This is a genomic window from Brevundimonas sp., from assembly GCF_044336875.1.
Taxonomy (GTDB): domain Bacteria; phylum Pseudomonadota; class Alphaproteobacteria; order Caulobacterales; family Caulobacteraceae; genus Brevundimonas.
In genome coordinates, this window is record NZ_JBIIOP010000028.1 from 1 (window position 1) to 22,115 (window position 22,115).

The 22,115-nt window shown below is 66.8% G+C and carries 22 protein-coding genes; 15 read left to right on the top strand and 7 right to left on the bottom strand.

The window, feature by feature from the left end; all coding sequences use genetic code 11:
* The 4 genes from ACIQ1T_RS18045 to ACIQ1T_RS18060 all read left to right on the top strand — a co-directional run.
* A partial coding sequence (locus tag ACIQ1T_RS18045; RefSeq protein WP_395945949.1) for a TonB-dependent receptor plug domain-containing protein occupies positions 1-1,601 on the top strand: 1,601 nt, incomplete at its 5' end.
* 53 nt (positions 1,602-1,654) lie between these two features.
* A complete protein-coding gene (locus ACIQ1T_RS18050; protein ID WP_395945950.1) occupies positions 1,655-2,887 on the top strand; it encodes an FAD-dependent oxidoreductase in 1,233 nt (410 codons plus the stop codon).
* A 37-nt stretch (positions 2,888-2,924) separates the two neighbouring features.
* Positions 2,925-3,449, top strand: a complete 525-nt coding sequence (locus ACIQ1T_RS18055; RefSeq protein WP_395945951.1) for a hypothetical protein — start codon at positions 2,925-2,927, stop codon at positions 3,447-3,449.
* 2 nt (positions 3,450-3,451) lie between these two features.
* Positions 3,452-4,768 (top strand): dicarboxylate/amino acid:cation symporter, encoded by a 1,317-nt coding sequence (locus ACIQ1T_RS18060; protein WP_395945952.1) that lies wholly within the window; start codon positions 3,452-3,454, stop codon positions 4,766-4,768.
* Here ACIQ1T_RS18060 and sseA read toward each other — a convergent pair.
* Genes sseA through ACIQ1T_RS18075 form a run of 3 tightly spaced genes read right to left on the bottom strand, consistent with a single transcriptional unit; the run spans position 4,765 to position 8,304 of the window.
* Positions 4,765-5,598 carry a 3-mercaptopyruvate sulfurtransferase gene (gene sseA, locus ACIQ1T_RS18065; RefSeq protein ID WP_395945953.1) on the bottom strand — a complete coding sequence of 278 codons (834 nt, stop codon included), beginning with the start codon at positions 5,596-5,598 and terminating at the stop codon, positions 4,765-4,767. The genes ACIQ1T_RS18060 and sseA overlap by 4 nt on opposite strands.
* Positions 5,599-5,613: 15 nt before the next feature.
* Positions 5,614-6,831, bottom strand: a complete 1,218-nt coding sequence (locus ACIQ1T_RS18070; protein ID WP_395945954.1) for a class I SAM-dependent methyltransferase — start codon at positions 6,829-6,831, stop codon at positions 5,614-5,616.
* A gap of 18 nt (positions 6,832-6,849) precedes the next feature.
* A complete protein-coding gene (locus ACIQ1T_RS18075; RefSeq protein WP_395945955.1) occupies positions 6,850-8,304 on the bottom strand; it encodes a cryptochrome/photolyase family protein in 1,455 nt (484 codons plus the stop codon).
* A gap of 111 nt (positions 8,305-8,415) precedes the next feature.
* On the opposite strand from ACIQ1T_RS18075, the gene kdsA reads away from it, so the two are divergent.
* The 7 genes from kdsA to ACIQ1T_RS18110 all read left to right on the top strand — a co-directional run bounded on the left by kdsA (position 8,416) and on the right by ACIQ1T_RS18110 (position 15,843).
* Positions 8,416-9,294: a 3-deoxy-8-phosphooctulonate synthase gene (gene kdsA / locus ACIQ1T_RS18080; RefSeq protein ID WP_395945956.1), complete on the top strand. Its 879-nt coding sequence runs from the start codon at positions 8,416-8,418 to the stop codon at positions 9,292-9,294.
* 18 nt (positions 9,295-9,312) lie between these two features.
* Entirely contained in the window at positions 9,313-10,767 is a 1,455-nt protein-coding gene (gene rfaE2 / locus ACIQ1T_RS18085; protein WP_395945957.1) for a D-glycero-beta-D-manno-heptose 1-phosphate adenylyltransferase, read from the top strand.
* Positions 10,764-11,765 carry an ADP-glyceromanno-heptose 6-epimerase gene (gene rfaD, locus ACIQ1T_RS18090; protein WP_395945958.1) on the top strand — a complete coding sequence of 334 codons (1,002 nt, stop codon included), beginning with the start codon at positions 10,764-10,766 and terminating at the stop codon, positions 11,763-11,765. Before rfaE2 ends, rfaD begins: the two co-directional genes overlap by 4 nt.
* On the top strand, positions 11,762-12,862 hold the full coding sequence (locus tag ACIQ1T_RS18095) for a DUF3089 domain-containing protein (protein ID WP_395945959.1): 1,101 nt from the start codon (positions 11,762-11,764) through the stop codon (positions 12,860-12,862). The genes rfaD and ACIQ1T_RS18095 overlap by 4 nt, the downstream gene beginning before the upstream one ends.
* Positions 12,863-12,938: 76 nt before the next feature.
* Positions 12,939-13,922, top strand: a complete 984-nt coding sequence (locus ACIQ1T_RS18100; protein ID WP_395945960.1) for an SPFH domain-containing protein — start codon at positions 12,939-12,941, stop codon at positions 13,920-13,922.
* Positions 13,923-13,940: 18 nt separating this feature from the next.
* A complete protein-coding gene (locus tag ACIQ1T_RS18105) occupies positions 13,941-14,399 on the top strand; it encodes an NfeD family protein (protein ID WP_395945961.1) in 459 nt (152 codons plus the stop codon).
* Between the two features lie 34 nt (positions 14,400-14,433).
* Positions 14,434-15,843 (top strand): MFS transporter, encoded by a 1,410-nt coding sequence (locus ACIQ1T_RS18110; RefSeq protein WP_395945962.1) that lies wholly within the window; start codon positions 14,434-14,436, stop codon positions 15,841-15,843.
* On the opposite strand, the gene rnhA is transcribed toward ACIQ1T_RS18110, so the two are convergent.
* On the bottom strand, positions 15,840-16,292 hold the full coding sequence (rnhA, locus tag ACIQ1T_RS18115; RefSeq protein WP_395945963.1) for a ribonuclease HI: 453 nt from the start codon (positions 16,290-16,292) through the stop codon (positions 15,840-15,842). The genes ACIQ1T_RS18110 and rnhA overlap by 4 nt on opposite strands.
* A gap of 110 nt (positions 16,293-16,402) precedes the next feature.
* Here rnhA and tatA point away from each other — a divergent pair, with 110 nt between their 5' ends.
* The 4 genes from tatA (at position 16,403) to ACIQ1T_RS18135 (ending at position 19,251) form a co-directional block, all read left to right on the top strand.
* Complete coding sequence (gene tatA, locus ACIQ1T_RS18120) at positions 16,403-16,621, top strand: twin-arginine translocase TatA/TatE family subunit (RefSeq protein ID WP_395945964.1); 219 nt, start codon at positions 16,403-16,405, stop codon at positions 16,619-16,621.
* Positions 16,622-16,644: 23 nt separating this feature from the next.
* A complete protein-coding gene (tatB, locus tag ACIQ1T_RS18125) occupies positions 16,645-17,217 on the top strand; it encodes a Sec-independent protein translocase protein TatB (RefSeq protein WP_395945965.1) in 573 nt (190 codons plus the stop codon).
* On the top strand, positions 17,214-18,104 hold the full coding sequence (gene tatC, locus ACIQ1T_RS18130; RefSeq protein WP_395945966.1) for a twin-arginine translocase subunit TatC: 891 nt from the start codon (positions 17,214-17,216) through the stop codon (positions 18,102-18,104). Before tatB ends, tatC begins: the two co-directional genes overlap by 4 nt.
* 61 nt (positions 18,105-18,165) lie before the next feature.
* A complete protein-coding gene (locus ACIQ1T_RS18135) occupies positions 18,166-19,251 on the top strand; it encodes a serine hydrolase domain-containing protein (RefSeq protein ID WP_395945967.1) in 1,086 nt (361 codons plus the stop codon).
* Between the two features lie 57 nt (positions 19,252-19,308).
* Here the strand turns inward: ACIQ1T_RS18135 and glnA are convergent, their stop codons facing one another.
* The 3 genes from glnA to ACIQ1T_RS18150 all read right to left on the bottom strand — a co-directional run bounded on the left by glnA (position 19,309) and on the right by ACIQ1T_RS18150 (position 22,068).
* Positions 19,309-20,718 (bottom strand): type I glutamate--ammonia ligase, encoded by a 1,410-nt coding sequence (gene glnA / locus ACIQ1T_RS18140; protein ID WP_395945968.1) that lies wholly within the window; start codon positions 20,716-20,718, stop codon positions 19,309-19,311.
* A gap of 261 nt (positions 20,719-20,979) precedes the next feature.
* Positions 20,980-21,390, bottom strand: coding sequence for a DoxX family protein (locus tag ACIQ1T_RS18145; RefSeq protein ID WP_395945969.1), 411 nt, complete (start codon positions 21,388-21,390; stop codon positions 20,980-20,982).
* 45 nt (positions 21,391-21,435) lie between these two features.
* Positions 21,436-22,068, bottom strand: coding sequence for a LysE family translocator (locus ACIQ1T_RS18150; protein ID WP_395945970.1), 633 nt, complete (start codon positions 22,066-22,068; stop codon positions 21,436-21,438).
* Positions 22,069-22,115 lie beyond the last annotated feature (47 nt).

Consider the following 22,115-nt stretch of genomic DNA (forward strand, 5'->3'; position numbering starts at 1 on the left):
CCACTCTGGACGTGCCGGTGCGGCTGCCCGACGGTTCGGTGTTCAGCTTCAACGAAATCTTCCCCGGCGGCTTCACCCCCAAATACAGCGCCATCATCACCGACTACAGCCTGACGGGCGGGATCAAGGGCGTCTTCGAGATCGGCTCTGGCCTCTCCTACGATTTGAGCGCCCGCTACGGCGAAGACCGCATGAAGTACAAGATCGTGGACACGCTCAACGCCTCTCTCGGGCCGAGCAGCCCGCGCGACTTTAGCCGCGCCAACTACATCTCCAATGAAACCTCGCTGAACGCGGACTTCACCTACGATATCGCGGTTCCCGCCTTCTTCAGCCCGATCACGGCCGCCTTCGGCCTGGAATACCGCAATGAGGAGTTCGTGCAGGAGGCCGCCAAGGATCCGCTAGCCTATGAGGTCGGCCCCTATGCCTTCTCCGACCCCTGGGGCTTCTGCGCCGCCGGGGCCACGGCGCCGATCGGCGTGAACTGCGCCGATCCCGACGATCCCGTCTACAACACCCTGCCGACTTTGACCCTGACGGTCTCGCCCGATACGGCGAGCGAACTGAGCCGTGACAGCTACGCCGGCTATCTGGAGTTCTCGTCCGACGTGACAGAGAAACTCTTCGTCGACGCCGCGCTTCGCTACGAGGACTTCTCCGACTTCGGCGACACGATCAACGGCAAGATCGCAGCGCGTTACGCCATCACGCCCGACTTCGCAGTGCGTGGTTCGGTAGGCACCGGTTTCCGCGCGCCGACGCCTGGTCAGCAGTCTTTCTCCAACGTCCAGTGGAACACCGTCGACGGTGCCATTCAGGTGACGGGTCTGTTGCCGGTTTCCAACCCGGTCGCCAGCTTCCTGGGGGCTCGCGCGCTCGAGCCCGAGAAGTCGCTCAGCTATTCGGCGGGTATCACAGCTTCGCTGCCGCGTGGGGTGAACCTGAGCGTCGATGTCTATCAGATCGAGATCGAAGATCAGTTCTACCGCACCTCGGCCATCACGGTGACCCCGGCGATCCGGGCGCAGATGATCGCCGCCGGCGTGTTCGGCGCCGAGAGCATCTCCCAGGTCCAGTTCTTCCAGAACGCGCTCGACACCAAGGTGCAGGGCCTGGACGTGGTGGCCACTGAACGGCTGGACTGGAACAACGGCCAGACGACGGCTCTGACCCTCAGCTTCAACTACAACAAGTACGAGATCGAAGAGGTCAAGATCGCCAACCTGTTCGACGCCGAGACGGTATTCGATTTCGAGAACGGCACGCCGCAATGGCGCGCGAACTTCCAGGCGACCCATTCGGTCGGGCCGTTCAGCTTTACCGGACGCGGCACCCTGTGGGGCCCGTACGAGAACATGTTCAGCCCGTCGAACCCGATCGTGCAGAAGTTCGATCCCGAGCTGATGGTCGATCTGGAGATGGCCTATCAGATCAACGATCAGTACCAGATCTCGATCGGCGCCCGGAACATCTTCGATAACTATCCGGCCACGGACGAGATCAACGAGGGCACCGCCAACGGCGCCATCTACCGGTCCGATACGCCGGTCGACTGGCAGGGCGGCTTCTACTTCGTCCGTCTCGACGCCCAGTTCTGATCCACAAGCCCGGTCGGCGGCCACGGGTCGTCGGCCGGAACGGGAGACGACCCATGTCTGTTCTGGATATCAGCCGACGCGCCGTCCTGGCGGGCGGCGTCGCGGGGGCGGGCGCCGCCGGCGCGGTCAAGGCTTCGGCCTTCGCCGGGGCGCCGGCCATCGGCCGCAACCTGCCCGACGTGGTGGTCGTCGGCGCCGGCGCCTTCGGCGGCTGGTCGGCCCTGACCCTCAGGGAGCAGGGGGCCAGGGTCACGCTGGTCGACCTCTACGGCGCGGGAAACGTCCGCGCCTCCTCGGCGGGCGAAACCCGCAACATCCGCGCCTCCTACGGCGAACGGGATCTTTACACCCGGATGGCCAGCCGGGCCTGGGACGCCTGGCAGAAGCGCGAAGAGAGTTTCGGACGGCGGCTGATCTACAAGAACGGCAGTCTGCGCGTCCTCGCGCCCGACCGTCTGGCCCGCCAGATCGAGATCTTCGACCGGTTGGGCCTGCCCTACGAACTACTCGAGGCCGAAGCCGTCAATCGGCGCTGGCCTCAGGTCCGCTTCTACGACGGCGAGACCATTTTCTTCGAACAGCACTCCGGCAGCGTGAAGGCCCGCGAATCCATGGTCGCGGTCGAAGAAGCCTTCGTCCAGATGGGCGGGGTCTCCCGTATCGGCCAGGCGCGTCCCGGTTCGGTCGCGAGCGGTCGGCTGGAGTCCGTCATGATCGGCGACGAGACCTGCGCCGGCGGCCAGTTCGTCTTCGCCTGCGGTCCCTGGTTGCCGAAGGTCCTGCCCGAGGCGCTGAGCGGCTATATCAAGGCGCCGAGGGCCGAGCTCTTCTTCATCGGCTCGCCGCCCGGCGATCCGCGCTACCGTTTCGAGAACGTGCCCAACATCACCGATCTGGAGACCTATACGTCCGCCGATTTCGGCAGCGGTTACAAGGTCGGGGCGATGGTTCCGGGCGTGCAGATGGACATGGACAACGATGACCGCATAGCCACCGACTATCTGCGCGAGAAGGTCGAACGCTTCGTCGCGCGCCGGCTGCCGGGCCTGGTCGGCCAGCCGATCGTGGGCGCCCATGTCTGCCAGACCGAAAACAGCGACAATCATCACTACATTATCGACCGCCATCCCGACCTGGCCAACGCCTGGATCGCCGGCGGCGGGTCGGGGCACGCCTTCAAGATGGGGCCGGTGCTGGGCGAGATCGTCGCCGCCAAGGTGCTGGACCGCCCCGATGTGATCGACGACGGCGGCGCCTTCGCCCTGTCCAGCCATCGCCCCTACTGAGCCGAACGCCTTCCTTCAGTCTTCAAGGAGACCGCCCATGCGTGTCCTCGCCTGCCTCGCCCTGTCGAGCCTTCTGCTCGCCGCATCGCCAGCCCTGGCGGCAGGGCCGGAGGCTCCGTCGGATCGGGTCAAGCGCGACGCGCGCGAAAGCGCGCCCGAGGCCCTGATGGGGGTCTGGCGCGCCGACATCGCGGCCTCGACCTATGCCGGGACCCCGCCGAAGGAGCATTTCCGCACCTTCCAGTATACGGCGGACGGCCGCGTCCTGGTCAGTTTCATCACCCTCGGCGCCGACGGTCGGTCGTCGTCGGGCCACTGGTCGGTGCGGCTTGACGGCGATCCCGGCTACGAGTTCTTCGCCGCCAACGGCGCGACCCCCTATGCCGAGATCCGCTTCGTCCAGGTCGACCCGCTGACCTTCAACCTGACCAACTCCTATCGGGGCGTGGTGGCGTCCAACGCGACCTACAGGCTGGCCGAGGACGGAACCACCCTGACGGTCGAGCGCACGCCCGAGGGCGGGGCGCTGACCCGGATCGTCTATCGGCGCTGGGGCCAGTGAGCGTGACCGAAACGACCAAGGGCGGTCTCGCCCTTCACTGGCTGATGCTGATCGGCTTCGCCGTGGGCCTTGGCGGCGGCCTCTGGGTCAATCTGGCGCTCGGGGCGGATACGGCCTGGGTGGTGTGGGTGACGCAGAACGTCACTGGACCGGCAGGGCAGATCTTCCTGCGCCTGCTGTTCATGATGGTGATCCCGCTGCTGTTTTCGGCCTTGGTGATCGGGGTCGCCGAGATGGGCGACCTGAACTCGCTGGGCCGAGCGGGAATCAAGACCTTGCTGCTGACCATTCTGGTGTCGGGCATCGCCGTGGTGATCGGCCTGGTCATGGTCAATCTGTTCCAGCCGGGGCGCGGGGTCGATCCGGCCATGGCGCAGCAACTGCTGGACCAGAGCCGCGACGGGGCCGCCGGCATTGTGCAGAACGCGCCAGAGACCATCCAACTGGGCGACTTCTTCCTGGACCTGATCCCGTCCAACGCCGTCACCGCTGCGGCCGAGAACCAGATCCTGCCGCTGATGGTCTTCGCCCTGTTCTTCGGCATCGGCCTGGTCATGGCCAAGGGGCCCAAGACCGACCGTCTGCAGGAGGTGATCGAGGGCATCTTCGAAGTGACGATGAAGCTGATCAACCTGTTCATCAAACTGGCGCCCATCGCCATCGCCTGTCTGATGTTCAACCTTTCGGCCCTGTTCGGCTGGGACCTTCTGGTGCGTCTGGCGGCCTTCGTCGGCGTCGCCGTGGGGGCGATGCTGATCCATATGTTCGTGGTCTATCCGCTGGTGATCTGGCTGCTGGGCGGGCGTTCGCCGATCGCCTTCTTCAAGGGGGTGAGGGAGCCCATGGTGGTGGCCTTCTCGACCGCCTCTTCCAACGCCGCCCTGCCGGTGTCGCTGAAGGCGGCCGAGCACGAGTTGAAACTGCCCAGGAAGATCGCCCGCTTCGTGCTGACGGTCGGGGCTACCGCCAACCAGAACGGCACAGCCCTGTTCGAGGGGGTCACGGTGCTGTTCCTGGCCCAGTTCTTCAACATCGAGCTGAGCATCACCCAGCAGGTGATCGTCATGCTGGTCTGCATCCTGGGCGGCATCGGCACGGCGGGGGTTCCGGCGGGCTCGCTGCCGGTCGTGGCCATGATCCTGGTGATGGTGAAGGTGCCGCCGGAAGGCATCGGCCTGATCCTGGGCGTCGATCGCTTCCTGGACATGTGCCGCACCACGCTGAACGTCACCGGCGACCTGGTCCTGGCCGCCGTCGTCTCACGCGGCGAGAAGGACGACGAGGCCGAGGCCCCGGCGTCCGAGCCGGTTACGGCCTAGACTGTTGCGACGGGGGTGTCCGTGCGGCGCCCCCATTCGCTCCATGAACCGTCATACAGCCGAGACGGCCGGTCCAGCGTGGCCAGGGCCAGGCTTATGATGGCGGCGGTGACGCCGGAGCCGCAGGTGGTCACGACCGGCCGGTCAGGATCGAGCCCCGCCTTGGCGAAGGCGTCCGTCAGGGCCTGACCCTGTTTCAGGGCGCCGTCGGCGGCCAGCAGTCCGGCGTAGGGCAGGTTCAGCGCGCCAGGCATGTGACCGGCGCGGACGCCGGGGCGAGGTTCCGCCGCCTGACCGCTGAACCGGGGGAAGCCGCGCGCGTCGGCGACCTGGGCGCCCTCAGCCAGGGCGGCGCGCACATCCTCCACATCGGCGACGGCCGTTGCGTCGAACTGCGCCGTAAAGGTCGCGGGCGTGAAGCTCGCGGCGGGGCCAGTCTCGACCGGACGCCCCTCGGCCTTCCATTTGGGCAGACCGCCATCCAGCACCTGGACCTGCGTCGCCCCCATGGTCTTCAGCATCCACCAGGCACGGGCGGCCGAGAACAGGCCGGCGGCGTCATAGACGACAATCCGGTCGTCCGCCGCGACCCCGAGCGCGCCCAGAGACGCCGCGAAGGTTTCCGGCGTCGGCAGCATGTGCGGCAGGTCGCTGTCGGGATCGGAGATGGCGTCCAGATCGAAGAAGCGGGCGTCGGGGATGCGTTCGGCGGCGAACTCGGCCCGGCCGTCGCGGCCGTCCAGGTGCCAGCTGCCGTCCAGAAGGCGCAGCGACGGGTCGTCCAGCAGGGCGGCGAGGTCTTCGGTCGAGATCAGCGGGAACAGGGTCATGTTCCGAACCTAGTGTCAGGCGCGGTCCAGCACCAGTTGCACCACGTCGGTCCGGCGCGAGCGGAAGCCGGCCTCGCAATAGGCCAGATAGAACCGCCACAGGCGGCGGAACCGCTCGTCGAAACCGGCGATGCGGCAGATGTCGCCCCAGGCGACCTGAAAGCGGTCATCCCAACGTTTCAGGGTGTCGGCGTAGTCCAGGCCGAACCGCTCGATCTCGCCCCAGGCCAGGCCGGCCTGGGCGACGACCGGCTTCAGACGCTCCTCGGACGGCAGCATGCCCCCGGGGAAGACGTATTTCTGGATGAAGTCTGTGCGGGCGTTGTATTCCTCGAACAGGGCGTCCTGGATGGTGATGATCTGCAGGCCGGCGCGGCCGCCGGGCTTCAGCACCTCGTGGATCTTGCCGAAATAGGCGGGCCAGTATTCGCGGCCGACCGCCTCGAACATCTCGATGGAAGCGACGCGGTCGAACCGGCCCTGGACGTCGCGATAGTCGGTCAGCTCGACGCGCGCGCGATCCGACAGACCGGCGTTGAACAGACGCTGCCGGGCGAAGTCGTGCTGTTCCTTCGAAATCGTGACGCCGGTGACGTCGGCGCCGATTTCCCTGGCCGCGAACTCGGCGAACCCGCCCCAGCCGCAGCCGATCTCCAGCACGCTCATGCCGGGTTTCAGGTCCATCATCCGCGCGAGGGCCGCGTATTTTTCGCGCTGGGCCGCCTCCAGGCTCTCGTCGGCGCGACTGAATCGGGCCGACGAATAGGTCATCGAGCGGTCCAGCCAGGTTTCGTAGAAGGCGTTGCCCAGGTCGTAGTGGGCGTGGATGTTCTTCTTGGAGCCCGTGCGGCTGTTGCGGTTGCTGCGGTGACCCAGCCAGTTGACCGCCATCATCAGCCAGTTGCCGTCGAACAGGCGGCGGATGTGATCGTAGTTGTCGACCAGGGTCTCCAGCAGGGCGGCCAGATGCGGGCTGTCCCATTCGCCGGCCATATAGCCCTCGGCGAAACCGATGTCGCCGGCGGCCAGGACGCGGCGGGCGAAGCCGTAGTCGCGGACCTGCAGCACGCCGTTGGGGCCGGGCTGTTTGCCCTCCAGCACATGGGTCTCGCCATTGGGCAGGCAGACGGTCAGCCGGCCGAAGGTCCAGTTGGCGGCGAGCAGGCGCAGCATCAGGGCGAAGACGCGGGGCGTCCGAGTGGGGGCCTCCAGGTCGGTCGTGGCGAGACTCATGATGAACCTTTCAACGCGTCAATCACGGTCGGTCATGTCGTCGCCGCGTCCCGACACCGTCTTGAGGGCGTCGAGGGCGCGGGCGCGAGCTTGGCCATGATCCAAGATGGGGTGCGGATAGTCTTTGCCAAGCCTGACGCCTGCGTCGCGCAGCACCTCGGGCGGTGCGGTCCAGGGGGCCTGGATCCAGCGGTCGGGCAGGGCGCGCAACTCGGGAACCCAGCGACGGACATAGCCGCCCCGGGCGTCGAACTTCTCGCCTTGGGCGATGGGATTGAAGATGCGGAAATAGGGCGAGGCGTCGGCGCCCGAGCCGGCGACCCACTGCCAGTTCTGCACATTGCTGGCCAGGTCGGCGTCGACCAGAGTGTCCCAGAACCAGGCCTCGCCGATCCGCCAGTCGATCAGCATATGTTTGACCAGGAAGGAGGCGACCACCATCCGCACCCGATTGTGCATCCAGCCTGTCTCCCACAGCTGGCGCATGCTCGCGTCGACCAGGGGATAGCCGGTCCGGCCACGTTTCCAGGCCTCCAGACCTTCCGGATCATCTCGCCAGGGCATGGTGTCGTATTCCGGCCGGAAGGCGCGTTCGGGCAGGGTCGGGAAATGATGGAGCAGATGGGCGGAGAAGTCGCGCCAGCCCAGCTCGGCGACGAATTTCTCGGCCTCGGCGGCGGGAGCCTTGCCGGCCTCGGCCGCCTGACGGACACGTTCGACGGCGCGCCATGGGCTGATCTCGCCCCAGTGCAGATGGGGGGACAGGCGGCTGGTGGCCGAGCGGTCGGGATGGTCGCGACCGACGGCGTAGGTTTTCAGCCCGCCGGACAGGAAGGCGGACAGGGCGTCCGAGGCGCCATCCTCGCCCGGCGTCCAGTCGAAGCCTTTCGACCAGTCGGGCCGGGTCGGATGCAGGTTCCAGTCGTCGACCGTCTCGCTCTCGACCGCAGTCGGGGTGTCGATGGCGCGCGGGCCGGTCGTGTGGGCGGGCGGCTCGGTCTTGGCCAACAGGGCCTTCAGGAAGGGGGTGAAGACCTTGTAAGGTCCGCCCGTGCCGTTCAGCACTGCGCCGGGGCGGCACAGCAGCGAGCCGTTGTAGCCCTTGCAGTCAATGTCGTCGGATTTCAGCGCATGGGCGACCTCGGCGTCGCGTTCGTTGGCGGCCGGTTCAAACAGGCGGTTCATGAAGACGGAATCGGCGCCGGTCTCGTCGATCAGGCTCTGGAGCTGGATCAGCGAATCGCCGCTTCGCAGGATCAGCCGCGAGCCGCGCGATTGCAGCGACGCGTCCAGCGCTCGCAAAGACTTGTCGAGCCACCACAGCGAGGCGCCCCCGCTGGGGCGGTCAGGGCTGCGATCCAGTATGAAGACCGGCAGGATTGGCCGTCCCGTCTCGGCGGCATGGTTGAGGGCGGGGTTGTCATGCAGGCGCAGGTCGCGGCGGAACCACAGGATGACAGGCTTGGTGGCCACGCGGGCGAACTCCGTGATAACTTGCGCTTACCCGTTCAGAGCGCCACCTGATGGCCTCATAGCTGCGGCAAACGCCGCCCCATAACGCCCGAACTTCGAAAGAGCCGCCTCGTGAGCCGACCCAACGCTGTCATTACGTTGTCCGAAGGTCTTCGGACGCCTGTCGTCATCGGCGGCGGCGCCCGAATCGTCTTCATCGCCGGTCCGTGCCAGATGGAAAGCCGTCAGCACGCCCTGGAAACCGCCCATGCGCTGAAGGAGATCGGCGAGCGGCTGAACGTCGGCATCATCTACAAGACCAGTTTCGACAAGGCGAACCGCACCAGCGCCAGCGCCGCCCGCGGCATCGGCCTGAAGGACGCCATGCCGGTCTTCGCCGAGATCCGCGAGACGGTTGGCCTGCCGACCCTGACCGATGTCCACTCCGAGGCCCAGTGCGGTCCGGTGGGCGAGGTGGTCGACGTGCTGCAGATCCCGGCCTTCCTGAGCCGCCAGACCGATCTGCTGCTGGCCGCCGCCGCGACCGGCAAGGCGATCAACATCAAGAAGGGCCAGTTCCTGGCCCCCTGGGACATGAAGAACGTCATCGCCAAGGTGGTCGGCGCCGGCAATCCCAATGTCATGGCCTGCGAACGCGGCGCCAGCTTCGGCTACAACACCCTGGTCAGCGACATGCGCGCCCTGCCGGTTCTGCGCGAGATCGGCTGCCCGGTCGTGTTCGACGCGACCCACAGCGTGCAGCAGCCGGGCGGGCAGGGCACGTCCTCGGGCGGCCAGCGCGAGTTCGTCCCGGTCCTGGCCCGCGCTGCCGTGGCCGTGGGCGTCGACGCCGTCTTCATGGAGACGCACGAGGACCCGGACAACGCACCGTCGGACGGTCCCAACATGGTGCCGCTTAGCCAGTTCGAGGCCCTGGCCGCCGAACTGATCGCCTTTGACGACTTGGCCATCAAGATCGGGGCCAAGGCGCCGGTGGCGCAGGCCGCCTGAATCCTCTAGGTCGGGCGCATGTCTGACACTCTGGACCTGGGCGCCCTGCAGAAGTTGCTGGAGCGCGTGCGCGGCCTGAAGATCGCCTGCGTCGGCGACCTGATGCTGGATCGTTACGTCTATGGAGAGGTCAGCCGCATCTCGCCCGAGGCGCCGATCCCGGTGCTGCGCGCCGCCCGCACCGTCGCCATGCCCGGCGGCGTCGGCAATGTGGCGCGCAATATCGCGGCCCTGGGCGGGGTGGCCCGTCTGGGCGCCGTGGTCGGGGACGATGCCGCGGGCGCGGAACTGACCGGCCTGATCGCCGCCGAGCCGCGCATTGAGGACGCCCTGGCGCGACCTGCCGGCGCGACGACCATCGTCAAGACCCGCTTCGTTTCGGCCGGACAGCAGCTGCTGCGTCTGGACGACGAGGCTGCCCCTGTATCGATCGACAATTCCGACGCCTTTACGGGCGCTTCCGTCTATCTGCTGTCTGATTACGCCAAGGGCGTAGTCGGCGACGGCCTGATCGCCTCGGCGCTCGAGGCGGCCAAGACGACGGGCGCGCCGGTCGTGGTCGATCCGAAGGGGCGCGACTTCGCTCGCTACGGCGCCGTCGACGTGATCAAGCCCAACGCTTCGGAACTGGCGGGCGCCACCGGCCTGCCGGCCGGGACCGACGCCGAGGTCGAGGCGGCGCTGGAGGCCCTGCTGGCCGCAACGAGCGCGAAGGCGGTGATCGTGACCCGCGCCGGCAAGGGGATGAGCCTGGCCCGTCGCGGCGAGCCGGTGAAACACTTCCCCGGACGCGCCCGCGAGGTGTTCGACGTCTCGGGCGCCGGGGACACCTGTCTGGCCGCCATCGGCCTGGCCCTGGGCGCGGGCGCTTCTCTGGAGACGGCGGTGGAGTTCGCCATCCTGGCCTCCGGCGTGGTGGTCGGAAAGGCCGGGACCGCCGTGGTCACGCCGGCCGAACTGATCGAGGCCGAGCTGAGCCAGCACGCCACCGCCGCCGTGGCCAAGGTGACGCCGCTGGACGAGCTGGCGGGCGAGGTCGAGGCCTGGCGGCGTCAGGGGCTGAAGGTGGGCTTCACCAACGGCTGTTTCGACATCCTGCACCGGGGGCATGTCGCCTATCTGGCCCAGGCGCGCAGCTGGTGCGACCGGTTGGTGGTGGCGCTGAACACCGACGCCTCGGTCAGGCGGCTGAAGGGAGACGGGCGGCCGGTCAATGATCTGGACAGCCGGGCGGTCGTCATCGGCGGCCTGGCCAGTGTCGATCGGGTGACCAGTTTCGACGATCCGACGCCGGTCGCCCTGATCGAACGACTGCGGCCCGACGTGCTGATCAAGGGCTCGGACTACACCCGCGAGGGCGTGGTCGGAGGCGATCTGGTCGAGAGCTGGGGCGGCGAGGTGAAGCTGGCCGATTTCAAGGACGGGTTCTCGACCACCCGGACCATCGAGAAGATGACGAGCAAGGTTCAATGACCCCGCGCATGATCGTGGTGACCGGCGGCGCCGGCTTCATCGGCTCCAATATCGTGGCAAGGCTGACGGCCGAGACGGCCTATGACGTTGTGGTCTGCGACCGGCTGGAGACGGCCGATCTGGCCAAGTGGAAGAATCTGGCCAAACACGCCATCGCCGACTTCTGGTCGCCGGAAGAACTGTTCGAGCAGCTGGAGCGCCATGCCGACCGGATCGAGGCCGTGGTCCATATGGGCGCCATTTCCGCCACGACCGAGCCGGACGCCGACCTGATCCTGCGGACCAATTTCACCCTGTCGCGCGATCTGTGGGACTGGTGCACGATCCGCGATGCGCGGATGATCTACGCCTCGTCGGCCGCCACCTACGGTGACGGCGAAGCGGGGTTCAACGACGATGACGACGCGGAGAGTTTGTCGCAGCTTCGACCGCTAAACGCCTATGGCTATTCTAAAATGCTGTTCGATCAGCACGCCGTGCGCCAGGCGGACCGTGGTCAGGCGCCGCGTCAGTGGGCGGGACTGAAATTCTTCAACGTCTATGGGCCGAACGAAGGTCACAAGGGCGGGATGAAGTCGGTCGTGGCCCAGATTTGGCCCAAGGTGGCGGCCGGCGAGACCGTGACCCTGTTCCGCTCGCACAATCCGAACTATGCGGACGGCGGCCAGATGCGCGACTTCGTCTATGTCGACGACGTGGTCGATATAATCGAATTCCTGCTGCAATCGCCCGAGGTTTCGGGAATTTTCAACGCCGGTTCGGGGCAGGCGCGGTCCTTCGTCGATCTGGCCAACGCCACCTTCGCCGCCGCGGGCAGGGAGCCGTCGATCGACTATGTCGACACGCCGCTGTCGATCCGTGACCGCTACCAGTATTTCACCGAGGCCCGTATGGATCGCATTCGCGCCGTCGGGTTCGAGGGCCAGTCCACGCCGCTGGAAGAGGGCGTGCGTCGCTACGTCCAGGACTTCCTGGCCAAGCCCGACCAATACAGATGAGAAACCTCACGACCCGGCAGTGGATCGGCTACATCGGGTTCTTCCTGGTGTTCCTGCTGACCGCCGCGGTCGCCGTCTGGCGAGGCGACATCCTGCGCGCGGGTCTGGACCCTCAGGTGCCGTTCCAGACCTACAAGCCGCCCCCCGCGCCCAACTATGCGGACGACAAGGCCTGGGCCCTGCTGGACGCGCGCGTGGCCGGATCAGGCACGGCGAATGTCTTCTTCGTCCATTCCACCACCTTCGACGGCGGGCGCGACTGGAATGGCGCCATCGGGGACCGCAGGGCCGACGCCTATCTGTATAGGGTGGTCCTGCCCAACTACGCCGGGCCGTTCGCGCGGGCGGGAGCCGTCAGCGCGCCCCGTTATCGTCAGGCCAGCCTCTATACCCGCCTGACCCTGCGCGACGATGCGCGCGAGGCGCGCGCCTTCGCCTATGGCGACATTCTGGCCGCCTTCGACGCCTGGCTGACGCGTCATCCTCAGGGGCCGATCGTTCTGGCTGGAGTGGAGCAGGGGGCTGACCTGCTGGACCGACTGATCCGCGAGCGGATCGCGCCGGACGGGGCGGTCCGTGACCGACTGGTGGTGGCCTATCTTATGGACACGATCATTGCAGCCGAGAATTTGCCCGCCAATCTGCCCGCCTGCGCCGACCGACGCCAGATCCACTGCGTCGTGGCCTGGTCCCAGGTCGGTGATCACGACGAGGCGCCCGCGCGGCGCCGCCTGCGCCGGGCGACGGTGTGGGACGACAAGGGGCAACTGGTCAATCTGGCGGACCGGCCGGCCGTCTGCGTCAATCCGGTGACCGGCGGCGCCGGCGAGGCGCGTGTTCCAGCGCGGCAGCATCGCGGGGCGACCAACGCCACCGGACTGGAGTGGGGCGCGCGCCCGGCGCTGATGGCGCGCGAGGTCGAGACCCAGTGCCGCGATGGCCTGCTGCGGCATTCCTGGCCGGACATCGAGTCCTTTCGCGAGACCGGCAATTGGGCCGACCGCAGGAAGGCGAGGCCCTACAATCTGTTCTACGGCGATCTGGAAGCTGATGTAGCGGAACGCCTTGCAACCTACGCGGATCGGGCAAGCCGATAAATCCGACGGACCTCGTCCGGTTTTTATGGCGCCGCTCGCGTCCGGCGCGTAACCTCCCCGCATACGGAGGATACGAATGGACGTTACAATCATCTTCGCCGGCGTCGTCTTGCTTCTGGCGATCGCGCTCTTGTTCAGCGTCATCAAGATCGTGCCACAAGGCCGTGAATTCACGGTGGAACGGTTTGGAAAATACACCAAGACCCTGAGCCCCGGCATCGGCTTCCTGACTCCCTTCGTGGAGAAGATCGGCAAGAAGATGAACATGATGGAGCAGGTGCTCGATGTCCCGACTCAAGAAGTCATCACCAAGGACAACGCCATGGTCCGGGTGGACGGGATTGTCTTTATCCAGGTGATGGACGCCGCGCGCGCCGCCTATCGGGTCGATGATCTGCCTTACGCCATCTCGCAACTGTGCATGACCAATCTGCGAACCGTGGTCGGTTCGATGGAGCTGGACGAGGTGCTGAGCCAGCGCGACAGTATCAACACCCGCCTGCTGCACGTCATCGACGCCGCGACCGAGCCGTGGGGCGTCAAGGTCAACCGGATCGAAATCAAGGACCTGACCCCGCCGACCGACGTCACCAACGCCATGGCCCGTCAGATGAAGGCCGAGCGCGAACGGCGCGCCGTCGTCACCGAGGCGGATGGCGAGAAACAGGCCGCCATCACCCGCGCCGAGGGCGCCAAACAGGCCGCCATCCTGGAGTCGGAAGGCCGCAAGGAGGCCGCCTTCCGCGACGCCGAAGCCCGTGAACGCGAGGCCGAGGCCGAGGCGCGCGCCACCGCCATGGTGTCCGAAGCCATCGCCCGCGGCGACGTGAACGCGATCAACTATTTCGTGGCTCAGAAGTACGTCGAGGCCTTCGCCGAACTGGCCCGCAGCCCGCAGCAGCGCACCGTGATCGTACCCGCCGAAATGGGCGCCCTGGTCGGCACGATCGCCGGCATCGGCGAAATGGTCGGTCTGGCCAAGGGCCAGCAGCAGAATGCGCAGTCCGCACCGGCGCGTCCCGCCGCCCCGCGCCGTCCATCCGTGCCGCCCACCGCCTGATCGCAGGGAAACCAGGCCATGACCGTCGTCGCCGATCTCTACGCCGCCCAGCCTTTCTGGATATGGCTGGCCGTCGGGGTGTTGCTGTTGGCCGTTGAGGCGATGTTCTCGACGGAATGGCTGCTGTGGCCGGCGGTCGCCGCCGGGATCGTCGCGGTCCTGACCGCCGTCGGCGTTCGCCTGGGCCTGCCGGGGGAGGTGGCGATCTTCGCCGTCCTGACCATGATCGCCACACTGCTGTCGCGCCGGCTGATCCAGAAGGCCAACCCCGAGGGGCTGGACATCAACGACCGCGACAGCCGTCTGATCGACCAGCGCGCCCGCGTGGTCGAGGCCTTCGTCGGCGGGCGCGGACGGGTCTTCGTCTCCGGCGCCGAATGGCCGGCCCTGATCGAGGGCGAAGCGCCTGCGGTAGGCCAGGACGTCATCGTCAACGGCGTCAGCGGCTCGTTGCTGACAGTCCGTTCCGCAGTCTGAAGCAACCTTCGCCGTTGGGCGGCGTTGGGCGTGGATGTCCGACGCCCCGACCGCTTCCGCCGCACCCCCTACGGATGGGTTGCCGGTCCCGAGGCGTTACTGGGCCATCGTCTCGATTGGGATGGGCATCACCCTGGCGGTGCTGGACGGGGCCATCGCCAATGTGGCCCTGCCGTCCATCGCCCAGGATCTGCAGGCCTCAGAGGCGGCCTCGATCTGGATCGTCAACGCCTATCAGATCGCCATTGTCGTCTCGCTGCTGCCGCTGGCGTCCCTGGGCGAGATCGTCGGCTATCGCCGCGTGTCCCAGGTCGGGCTGGCGGTCTTCACCCTGGCGTCCCTGGCCTGCGCCCTGTCCGATTCGATCCTGACCCTTAGCCTGGCGCGAGTGCTGCAGGGGCTCGGCGCGGCCGGGATCATGAGCGTCAACGGCGCCCTGGTGCGCTTCACCTATCCCCAACGGCTGCTGGGCCGGGCGGTCGGGATCAATGCGGTGATCGTCTCCATCGCCGCCGCCGCCGGACCGACCATCGCCGGGGCCATCCTGAATATCGGCGAATGGCGCTGGCTGTTCGCGTTGAACATTCCGCTGGGCGTGCTGGCCGTCTCACTGGCGGGGTTCACCCTGCCGCATAATCCGCTGCAGAAGCGCAGGCTGAACTTCGTGGGGGCCGCATTGAGCGCTGCGGCCTTCGGCTTCGTCATCACCGGCATGCAGGCCCTGGCTCATGGCGAGGCCTCGATCTTCGGCTTTGGCCTGACCGGTCTGGGCTTGGCGACGGGGGTCCTGCTGGTCCGGCACGAGAAACCCAGCAAGACCCCGCTGATTCCGCTCGACCTGCTGGCCCGACCGATGTTCGCCCTGTCGGTGGCGACCTCGATCATCTCCTTCACCGCCCAGATGATGGCTTTCGTAGCCTTGCCGTTCTTCCTGCAGGGCTCATTGGGGTTGAGCGCGGTCGAGACGGGCCTGTTGATGACGCCCTGGCCCCTGGCCACGATGTTCGCCGCCCCCTTGGCCGGCTGGCTGTCGGACAAATATTCGGCGGGGGTTCTGGGGGCGGCCGGTTTGAGCCTGTTCGCCTGCGGCCTGATGTCGCTCAGCGTCCTCGACGGCGATTCGTCCAAGCTCGACATCGTCTGGCGCATGGCCCTGTGCGGCGCCGGGTTCGGCTTCTTCCAGTCGCCCAACAACCGCGCCATGCTGTCCGAGGCGCCGCGAGAGCGGGCCGGGGCGGCGGGGGGCAGTCTGGGCACGGCGCGGGTGCTGGGTCAGTCGATGGGCGCGGTCGTGGTCGCCTTCCTGCTTTCGGCCGCTCCGGCGGCCGGGGTGCGTCACGGTTTCCAGATCGCCGCCGTCGCGGCCCTGTTCGGCGCCGTGATGAGCGGATCGCGCATCCGCCGCCGCCCGTCCGAGCCTGAGAAGGAAGTCGAGGCGGTCTAGCGGCGCTTCAGATCCGCCACGCCGCGATTCGCCAGTTGGTCGGCGCGTTCGTTCAGTTCGTGGCCCGCATGGCCCTTCACCCAGCGCCATTTGACGTCGTGGCGCGTGCGGGCGGCGTCCAGCCTTTGCCACAGATCCGCGTTCTTGACCGGCTTCTTGTCGGCGGTCAGCCAGCCGCGCGCCTTCCAGCCGCGCATCCATTCGGTGATCCCCTGCATGACGTATTTGCTGTCGGTGTGCAGCTCGACCTTGCAGGGCCGTTTGAGCGCCTCCAGGGCCATGATGGCGCCCATCAGCTCCATGCGGTTGTTGGTGGTGTTGGCTTCGCCGCCCCACAATTCCTTTTCGTGACCGCCGCCGGTCTGGAGCAGGGCGCCCCAACCGCCGGGGCCCGGATTGCCCTTGCAGGCGCCGTCGGTGTGGATGATGACGTGATCGGAGGGACTCATGGTCGCGAAGACCTACAGCCTCCCTTGGCGCGGGGCCATCACTGCGCCTATATGCAGGCAGAAGAATAGTGGATGGGATCGATCATCGGTCCCCGCGAGGAGATAGAGTCATGGGCGCATTTGGTCCTACTCACTGGATTCTGGTCGCCATCGTCGTGCTCGTGCTGTTCGGCGGGCGCGGCAAGCTGTCCAGCCTGATGGGCGATGCGGCCAAGGGCATTCGCGCCTTCAAGGACGGCCTCAAGGACGAGGACAAGAAGGACGGCCCGCACGACGGCGTCAGCTCCCTGCCGCGCACCGACGCGGAGAAGGAAGAGCTGAAGCGCTAGTCGTCGTCTGTAAGGGCTGACGCATGGGCGGGCTTGGCCCCGGTATCGGGGGTTTCGAATTAGTGGTGATCGGTCTTGTGGCCCTGCTTGTGGTGGGGCCAAAGGATCTGCCTGTGCTCATGCGTCGCGTGGGTCAGATGGTCGCAAAGGCGCGCGCCATGGCCAATGAGTTCCGCTCGAGCTTCGACGAGATGGCGCGTCAGTCCGAGCTGGACGATCTGCGCAAGGAGGTCGAGGCGCTGCGGACCGGCTCCGCCATGTATCCGCTGGGCGCCGAGGCGGACGCCGCCTTCAAGGACATCAACGCCGGGCTGAACGCCCCCGCCACGCCGGCGGCGCTTCCCGCGCCTGCGCCGGAGCTGCCGGTCATGACGCCGGCCGCTGACGTATGGCCGGACGCGCCCCCTGCCGCTGAAACGGCGCCGGTCGTCGCGACGAAACCGAAACGGACGCCCGCCAAGACCGCAGCCAAGCCCCGCGCCGCAACGGCGACCAAATCGACGACGGCCGCCGCCAAGGCGAAGGCGCCGGTCAGTGCGACCAAGCCTGGGGGCGCCAAGTCCGGAACCTCGCGCAAGAAGGCCGCCGAGCTTTGACCTTCTCCGATCGTGACGAGGCCGAGATCGAAGCGTCGCGCGCCCCCTTGATGGACCATCTGATCGAGCTGCGTTCGCGGCTGATGGTTTGCGTGGTCGCCTTCGCGCTGGGCTTCATCCTGTGCTTCATCTTCGCCAACCAGATTCAGATCGCCCTGATCAAGCCATATCAGGCGGCGGCGGCCATCCATGCAGCGGCCCTCGCTTCCAATGGTCACGCCAATCCGATCGATCTGATCATGACGATGACGGGGCTGCGGCCCTATCCGCCCGGCAGCGCGGCCGTGGTCGAACTGATCGCCACGGCGCCTCTGGAACAACTGTTCACCAAGATGAAGATCGCGGCCTTCGGCGCGGCGGTCCTGACCTTCCCGATCATCGCCTGGCAGCTCTATCGTTTCGTCGCTCCGGGCCTGTACCGCAACGAGCGGGGCGCCTTCCTGCCGTTCCTGATCGCCGCGCCGGTCATGTTCTGCCTGGGCGGGGCGCTGGTCTATTATGTGATGCTGCCCTTCGTCATGTTGTTCTCGCTCAGCCAGCAGGTGGTCAGCGAGGGGATCTCGGTTGCCCAGACGACCAAGATTTCGGACTATCTCAGCCTGGTGACCTCGCTGTTGCTGGCCTTCGGCCTGTGTTTCCAGCTTCCGGTCGTAACGACCCTGCTGGGGCTCGCCGGCATGATCAATTCCAAGGTCATGGTCACGGGGCGCCGCTACGCCATCGTCGCCGTTGTCGTGGTCGCCGCCGTGGTCACCCCGCCCGATCCGATCAGCCAACTGATGCTGGCCGTGCCGTTGGTGATTCTGTACGAGATCTCGATCTGGTGCGTGCGGCTGATCGAACTGCGCCGCAAGAAGGCGGACGACCTGGAAGCCGAAGCCGCCTGAAGCCGGGGCGTCGCGTGGTCGCAGGGAGCAACCGGACACGGGACGAAGGGTTGATGCCGGGATGCGTCGTCGCTCCCTGATCACCGCCGGTCTGGCGTTTCCACTCGTCCAAGGCTGCAGCCAGGCTTCCGAGATCCTGCCGCCGCCACGGACCGAAGGGCTGGATCCCGGCTTGGTCAGCCAGGCGGAAGCCATGGCCGCCGTTCTGCCGAAGCTGCAGTCGCTGATCGTGGCGCGCGACGGCCGGCGCCTGTTCGAACGGGTGTTCAGCGGACCGCCGCTGGAGACGCCGGTCAACGTCAAGTCGGCCTCCAAGTCAGTGATCGCCGCCCTGTGCGGTATCGCCATAGGGCAGGGGGTGGTCGCCGGCGTCGATCAACCCATTTCCGCCTTCCTGGGCGACCGCTTTCCGGCCGCGCCGGATCCGCGTCTGAGCCGGGTGAACATAGGCGATCTCCTGTCGATGCAGGCGGGGCTGGGATCCACGTCCGGCGCGAACTATGGGGCCTGGGTCTCCAGTCCCGACTGGGTGCGCTACGTTCTGGCCCAGCCGTTCGAGGCTGATCCGGGCGGGCGGATGGTCTATTCGACCGGGACCTCGCACCTGACCTCGGCCTGTCTGACCCGAGCGAGCGGACGCTCCACCCTGACCCTGGCGCGCGAGGGACTGGGCGAGCCGCTGGATATCGAGGTCCCGTCCTGGCCGGCCGACCCGCAGGGGATCTATTTCGGCGGAAACGACATGCGCTTGTCGCCGCTGGCCCTGCTGAAGTTCGGCGAACTGTATCGCAATGACGGCCTGTACGATGGACGACGCATCCTGCCGGAGGGCTGGGTGCAAGAGTCCTGGAGAGGCAGGGGAACGTCGCGCTGGAGCGGCAATCCCTATGGCTATGGCTGGTGGATCCGCCGCTCGGGCCGCCACGAGGTCTTCTTCGCCTGGGGCTACGGCGGACAGATGGTGTTCGTCGTGCCGGACCTGCGGCTGACGGTCGTCATGACCTCGGATCCGACGCCGGTCGCCGCGCGGGACGGCCATGTCGACGCCTTGCACGGGCTTCTCGACCGCGCCCTGATTCCCGCCGCCGAACGCGGCGGCGCCGCACGCGCCCTGATTCCCGCCGCCGAACGCGGCGGCGCCGCATAGAAGAAGGGCGCCGGCGGTTCCCCGCCGACGCCCCTGGTCTTCAGCCGGATCCGAGGATCAGCAGCTGTAGTACATGTCGAACTCGACCGGGTGCGGATGCAGTTGCAGACGCATCACCTCTTCCATCTTCAGCTCGATGTAGCTGTCGATGAAGTCGTCATCCATGACGCCGCCCTTCTTGAGGAAGGCGCGGTCCTTGTCGAGGTTCTCGAGCGCTTCCTTCAGCGAGCCGGAGACCTCGGGGATCGAGCCGCGCTCTTCCGGCGGCAGGTCGTAGAGGTTCTTGTCGGCGGGCGCGCCCGGATCGATGCGGTTCTCGATCCCGTCCAGGCCGGCCATCAGCAGGGCGACGAAGGTCAGATAGGGGTTGCCCATCGGGTCGGGGAAGCGGGCTTCCAGACGCTTGGCCTTCGGCGACGAGACGTGCGGGATGCGGATCGAGGCCGAGCGGTTGCGGGCCGAATAGGCCAGCTTCACCGGGGCTTCATAGCCGGGCACCAGACGCTTGTAGGAGTTGGTGGTCGAGTTGGCGAAGGCGTTGATGGCCTTGGCGTGCTTGATGATGCCGCCGATGTACCACAGGCATTCCTGCGACAGGCCGGCGTACTGGTCGCCGGCGAACTGGGGCTTGCCGTCCTTCCAGATCGACATGTGGACGTGCATGCCCGAACCGTTGTCCGCGAACATCGGCTTGGCCATGAAGGTCGCCGACTTGCCATAGGCGGCGGCGACGTTGTGGATCACGTACTTATAGAGCTGCAGGCGGTCGGCCATGGTCAGCAGGTCCGAGAATTTCAGACCCAGTTCATGCTGGGCCGGCGCGACCTCGTGGTGGTGCTTCTCGGGCTGCAGGCCCAGGTCGCGCATCACGCCCAGCATTTCGCCGCGCAGGTCCTGACCCGAGTCGACCGGGTTGACCGGGAAATAACCGCCCTTGGGCCCGGGCCGGTGGCCCATGTTGCCCTCGGTGTATTCGGCGCCGGTGTTGGCCGGCAGCTCGGTCGAATCATACGAGTAGGACGTGTTGTGCGGCTGGGTCGACCAGCGCACGTCGTCGAAGATGAAGAACTCGGCTTCCGGGCCGAAATAGACCTGGTCGCCCACGCCCGAAGACTGGACGTAGGACAGGGCCTTCTTGGCCATCGAGCGGCTGTCGCGGTTGTAGGGCTCGTTGGTGTCCGGGTTCAGCACGTCGCAGAACAGGAACATGGTCGTCTGCTGGTAGAACGGATCGATATAGGCCGTGGTCAGGTCCGGCTTCAGCAGCATGTCGGACTCGTTGATGGCCTTCCAGCCGGCGATCGACGAACCGTCGAACATCGTGCCTTCGTTCAGGAAATCCTCATCGACCAGGTCGATGTCGAAGGTGACGTGCTGCAGCTTGCCGCGGGTGTCGGTGAAGCGGAGATCGATGTATTCGACGCCCTTCTCGTGGATTTCGCTCAGGAGCGTGTCGGCGGTTTTCATTCTAGGTCCTGTTTCTAAGGGGATGACGTCCCCCGGGGCTGTGGGGTGACCCCGTGGGACGTCTCGGGCGCGTCATCCATCCGCCTGCTTCGGCGACGAACGCGGTCGCTGTCTGGCGGAGGTGCGCCGCGTCTCATCAACACAGGCCTGGATTGGCGAAGCGCTACAGCCGGAGCGATATCAAGTTACGACTGGAATAGACGGCGGATCGCCATAGCCTGCGGCATTAGGCGGCCGGGCGACGTGTTGCGGACAAAGGGCTTAGAAGAGCGGGATCGGCCCAGGTCGATCGGTCGCGGCGCCGTGCATCAAGCAGCGGACACGAGAATCGGCGAGCAGCAGGCCGCCCCAGATCAGGGCCCCCAGCACCAAACAGATGATCTGCGGCGGCGAACCGAGCTCGCCGATGCGGACGTGCGCGCAGATAGCGCCGCCGAGGAAGCCGGTGCACAGGATAGCGCCCAGCGGGGCCAGTCGGGGAATGAGCAAAAGCAGGGCCGCCCCGAGGATCACCAGCCCGATCACCGGAGCGAGGCGGGGCTCAAAGCCCGCGTGCCCCAGCGCTGCGATAATCGGCGGTGCGGAGGTCGCCAGCAGCGCGCCATCAAGGAGCAGGGCGAGCGCGGCGGCGCTGACAAGGATCCGGCCGATCAGGTGCGTAGGGAAGGTCATGGGCAAGGGTCTTTCGTGGGCGCGACGCCGGCAAGGGACGTCGGGTCAGGCGTGCAGTCCCGACAGGAGGATGAGTTGGAGGCTGAGGAGCATGAAGACGCCGCCTGTCGTTCGATCGACGGCGGCCATGACTGCGGGACGATTCAGCCAGGGTCGAATGCCGCCGGTGAGGGCCGACAGCACGAGAAACCAGGTCAGGGCGATGCCGACATGGAGGCCGGCGAGGCCGAACGCGGTTCCGCTTTTTGCGTCCGCCGGCAGGAACTGCGGCAGCAGAGTCAGGTAAAAGAGGCCCACCTTCGGGTTCAAAATATTGGTTGTGAACCCGCCGCGTACAGAGCTGGCGACTGACGGCGCCTTCCCTACCAGTGCGGCGCCGGCCGAGAAGATGCGGCGAGGCCTGAACAGCAGGCGTAGGCCGAGCCAGGCCAGATAAGCCGCACCCGCCCATTTGAGAACCTCGAACGCCAGCGGCCAGGCAGCCAAAAGAGCGCCAAGGCCGAAAGCCGCCGCACCGCCCCAGCACAGGCAGCCAATGGCGATGCCAAAGGCCGTGGCCGCTCCATGACGGACACCGTCGGCTGCGGCCGAGCGCAGCACCATGGCCGTATCGAGCCCCGGCGCCATTGTCAGGACAAAGGCAGTAATGAGGAAGGCGGAAAGTGCTTCCGGTGACATGAACGAACTCGAGACGTCAGCGCGGTCAGTCGTGTCTCCGGCCAACC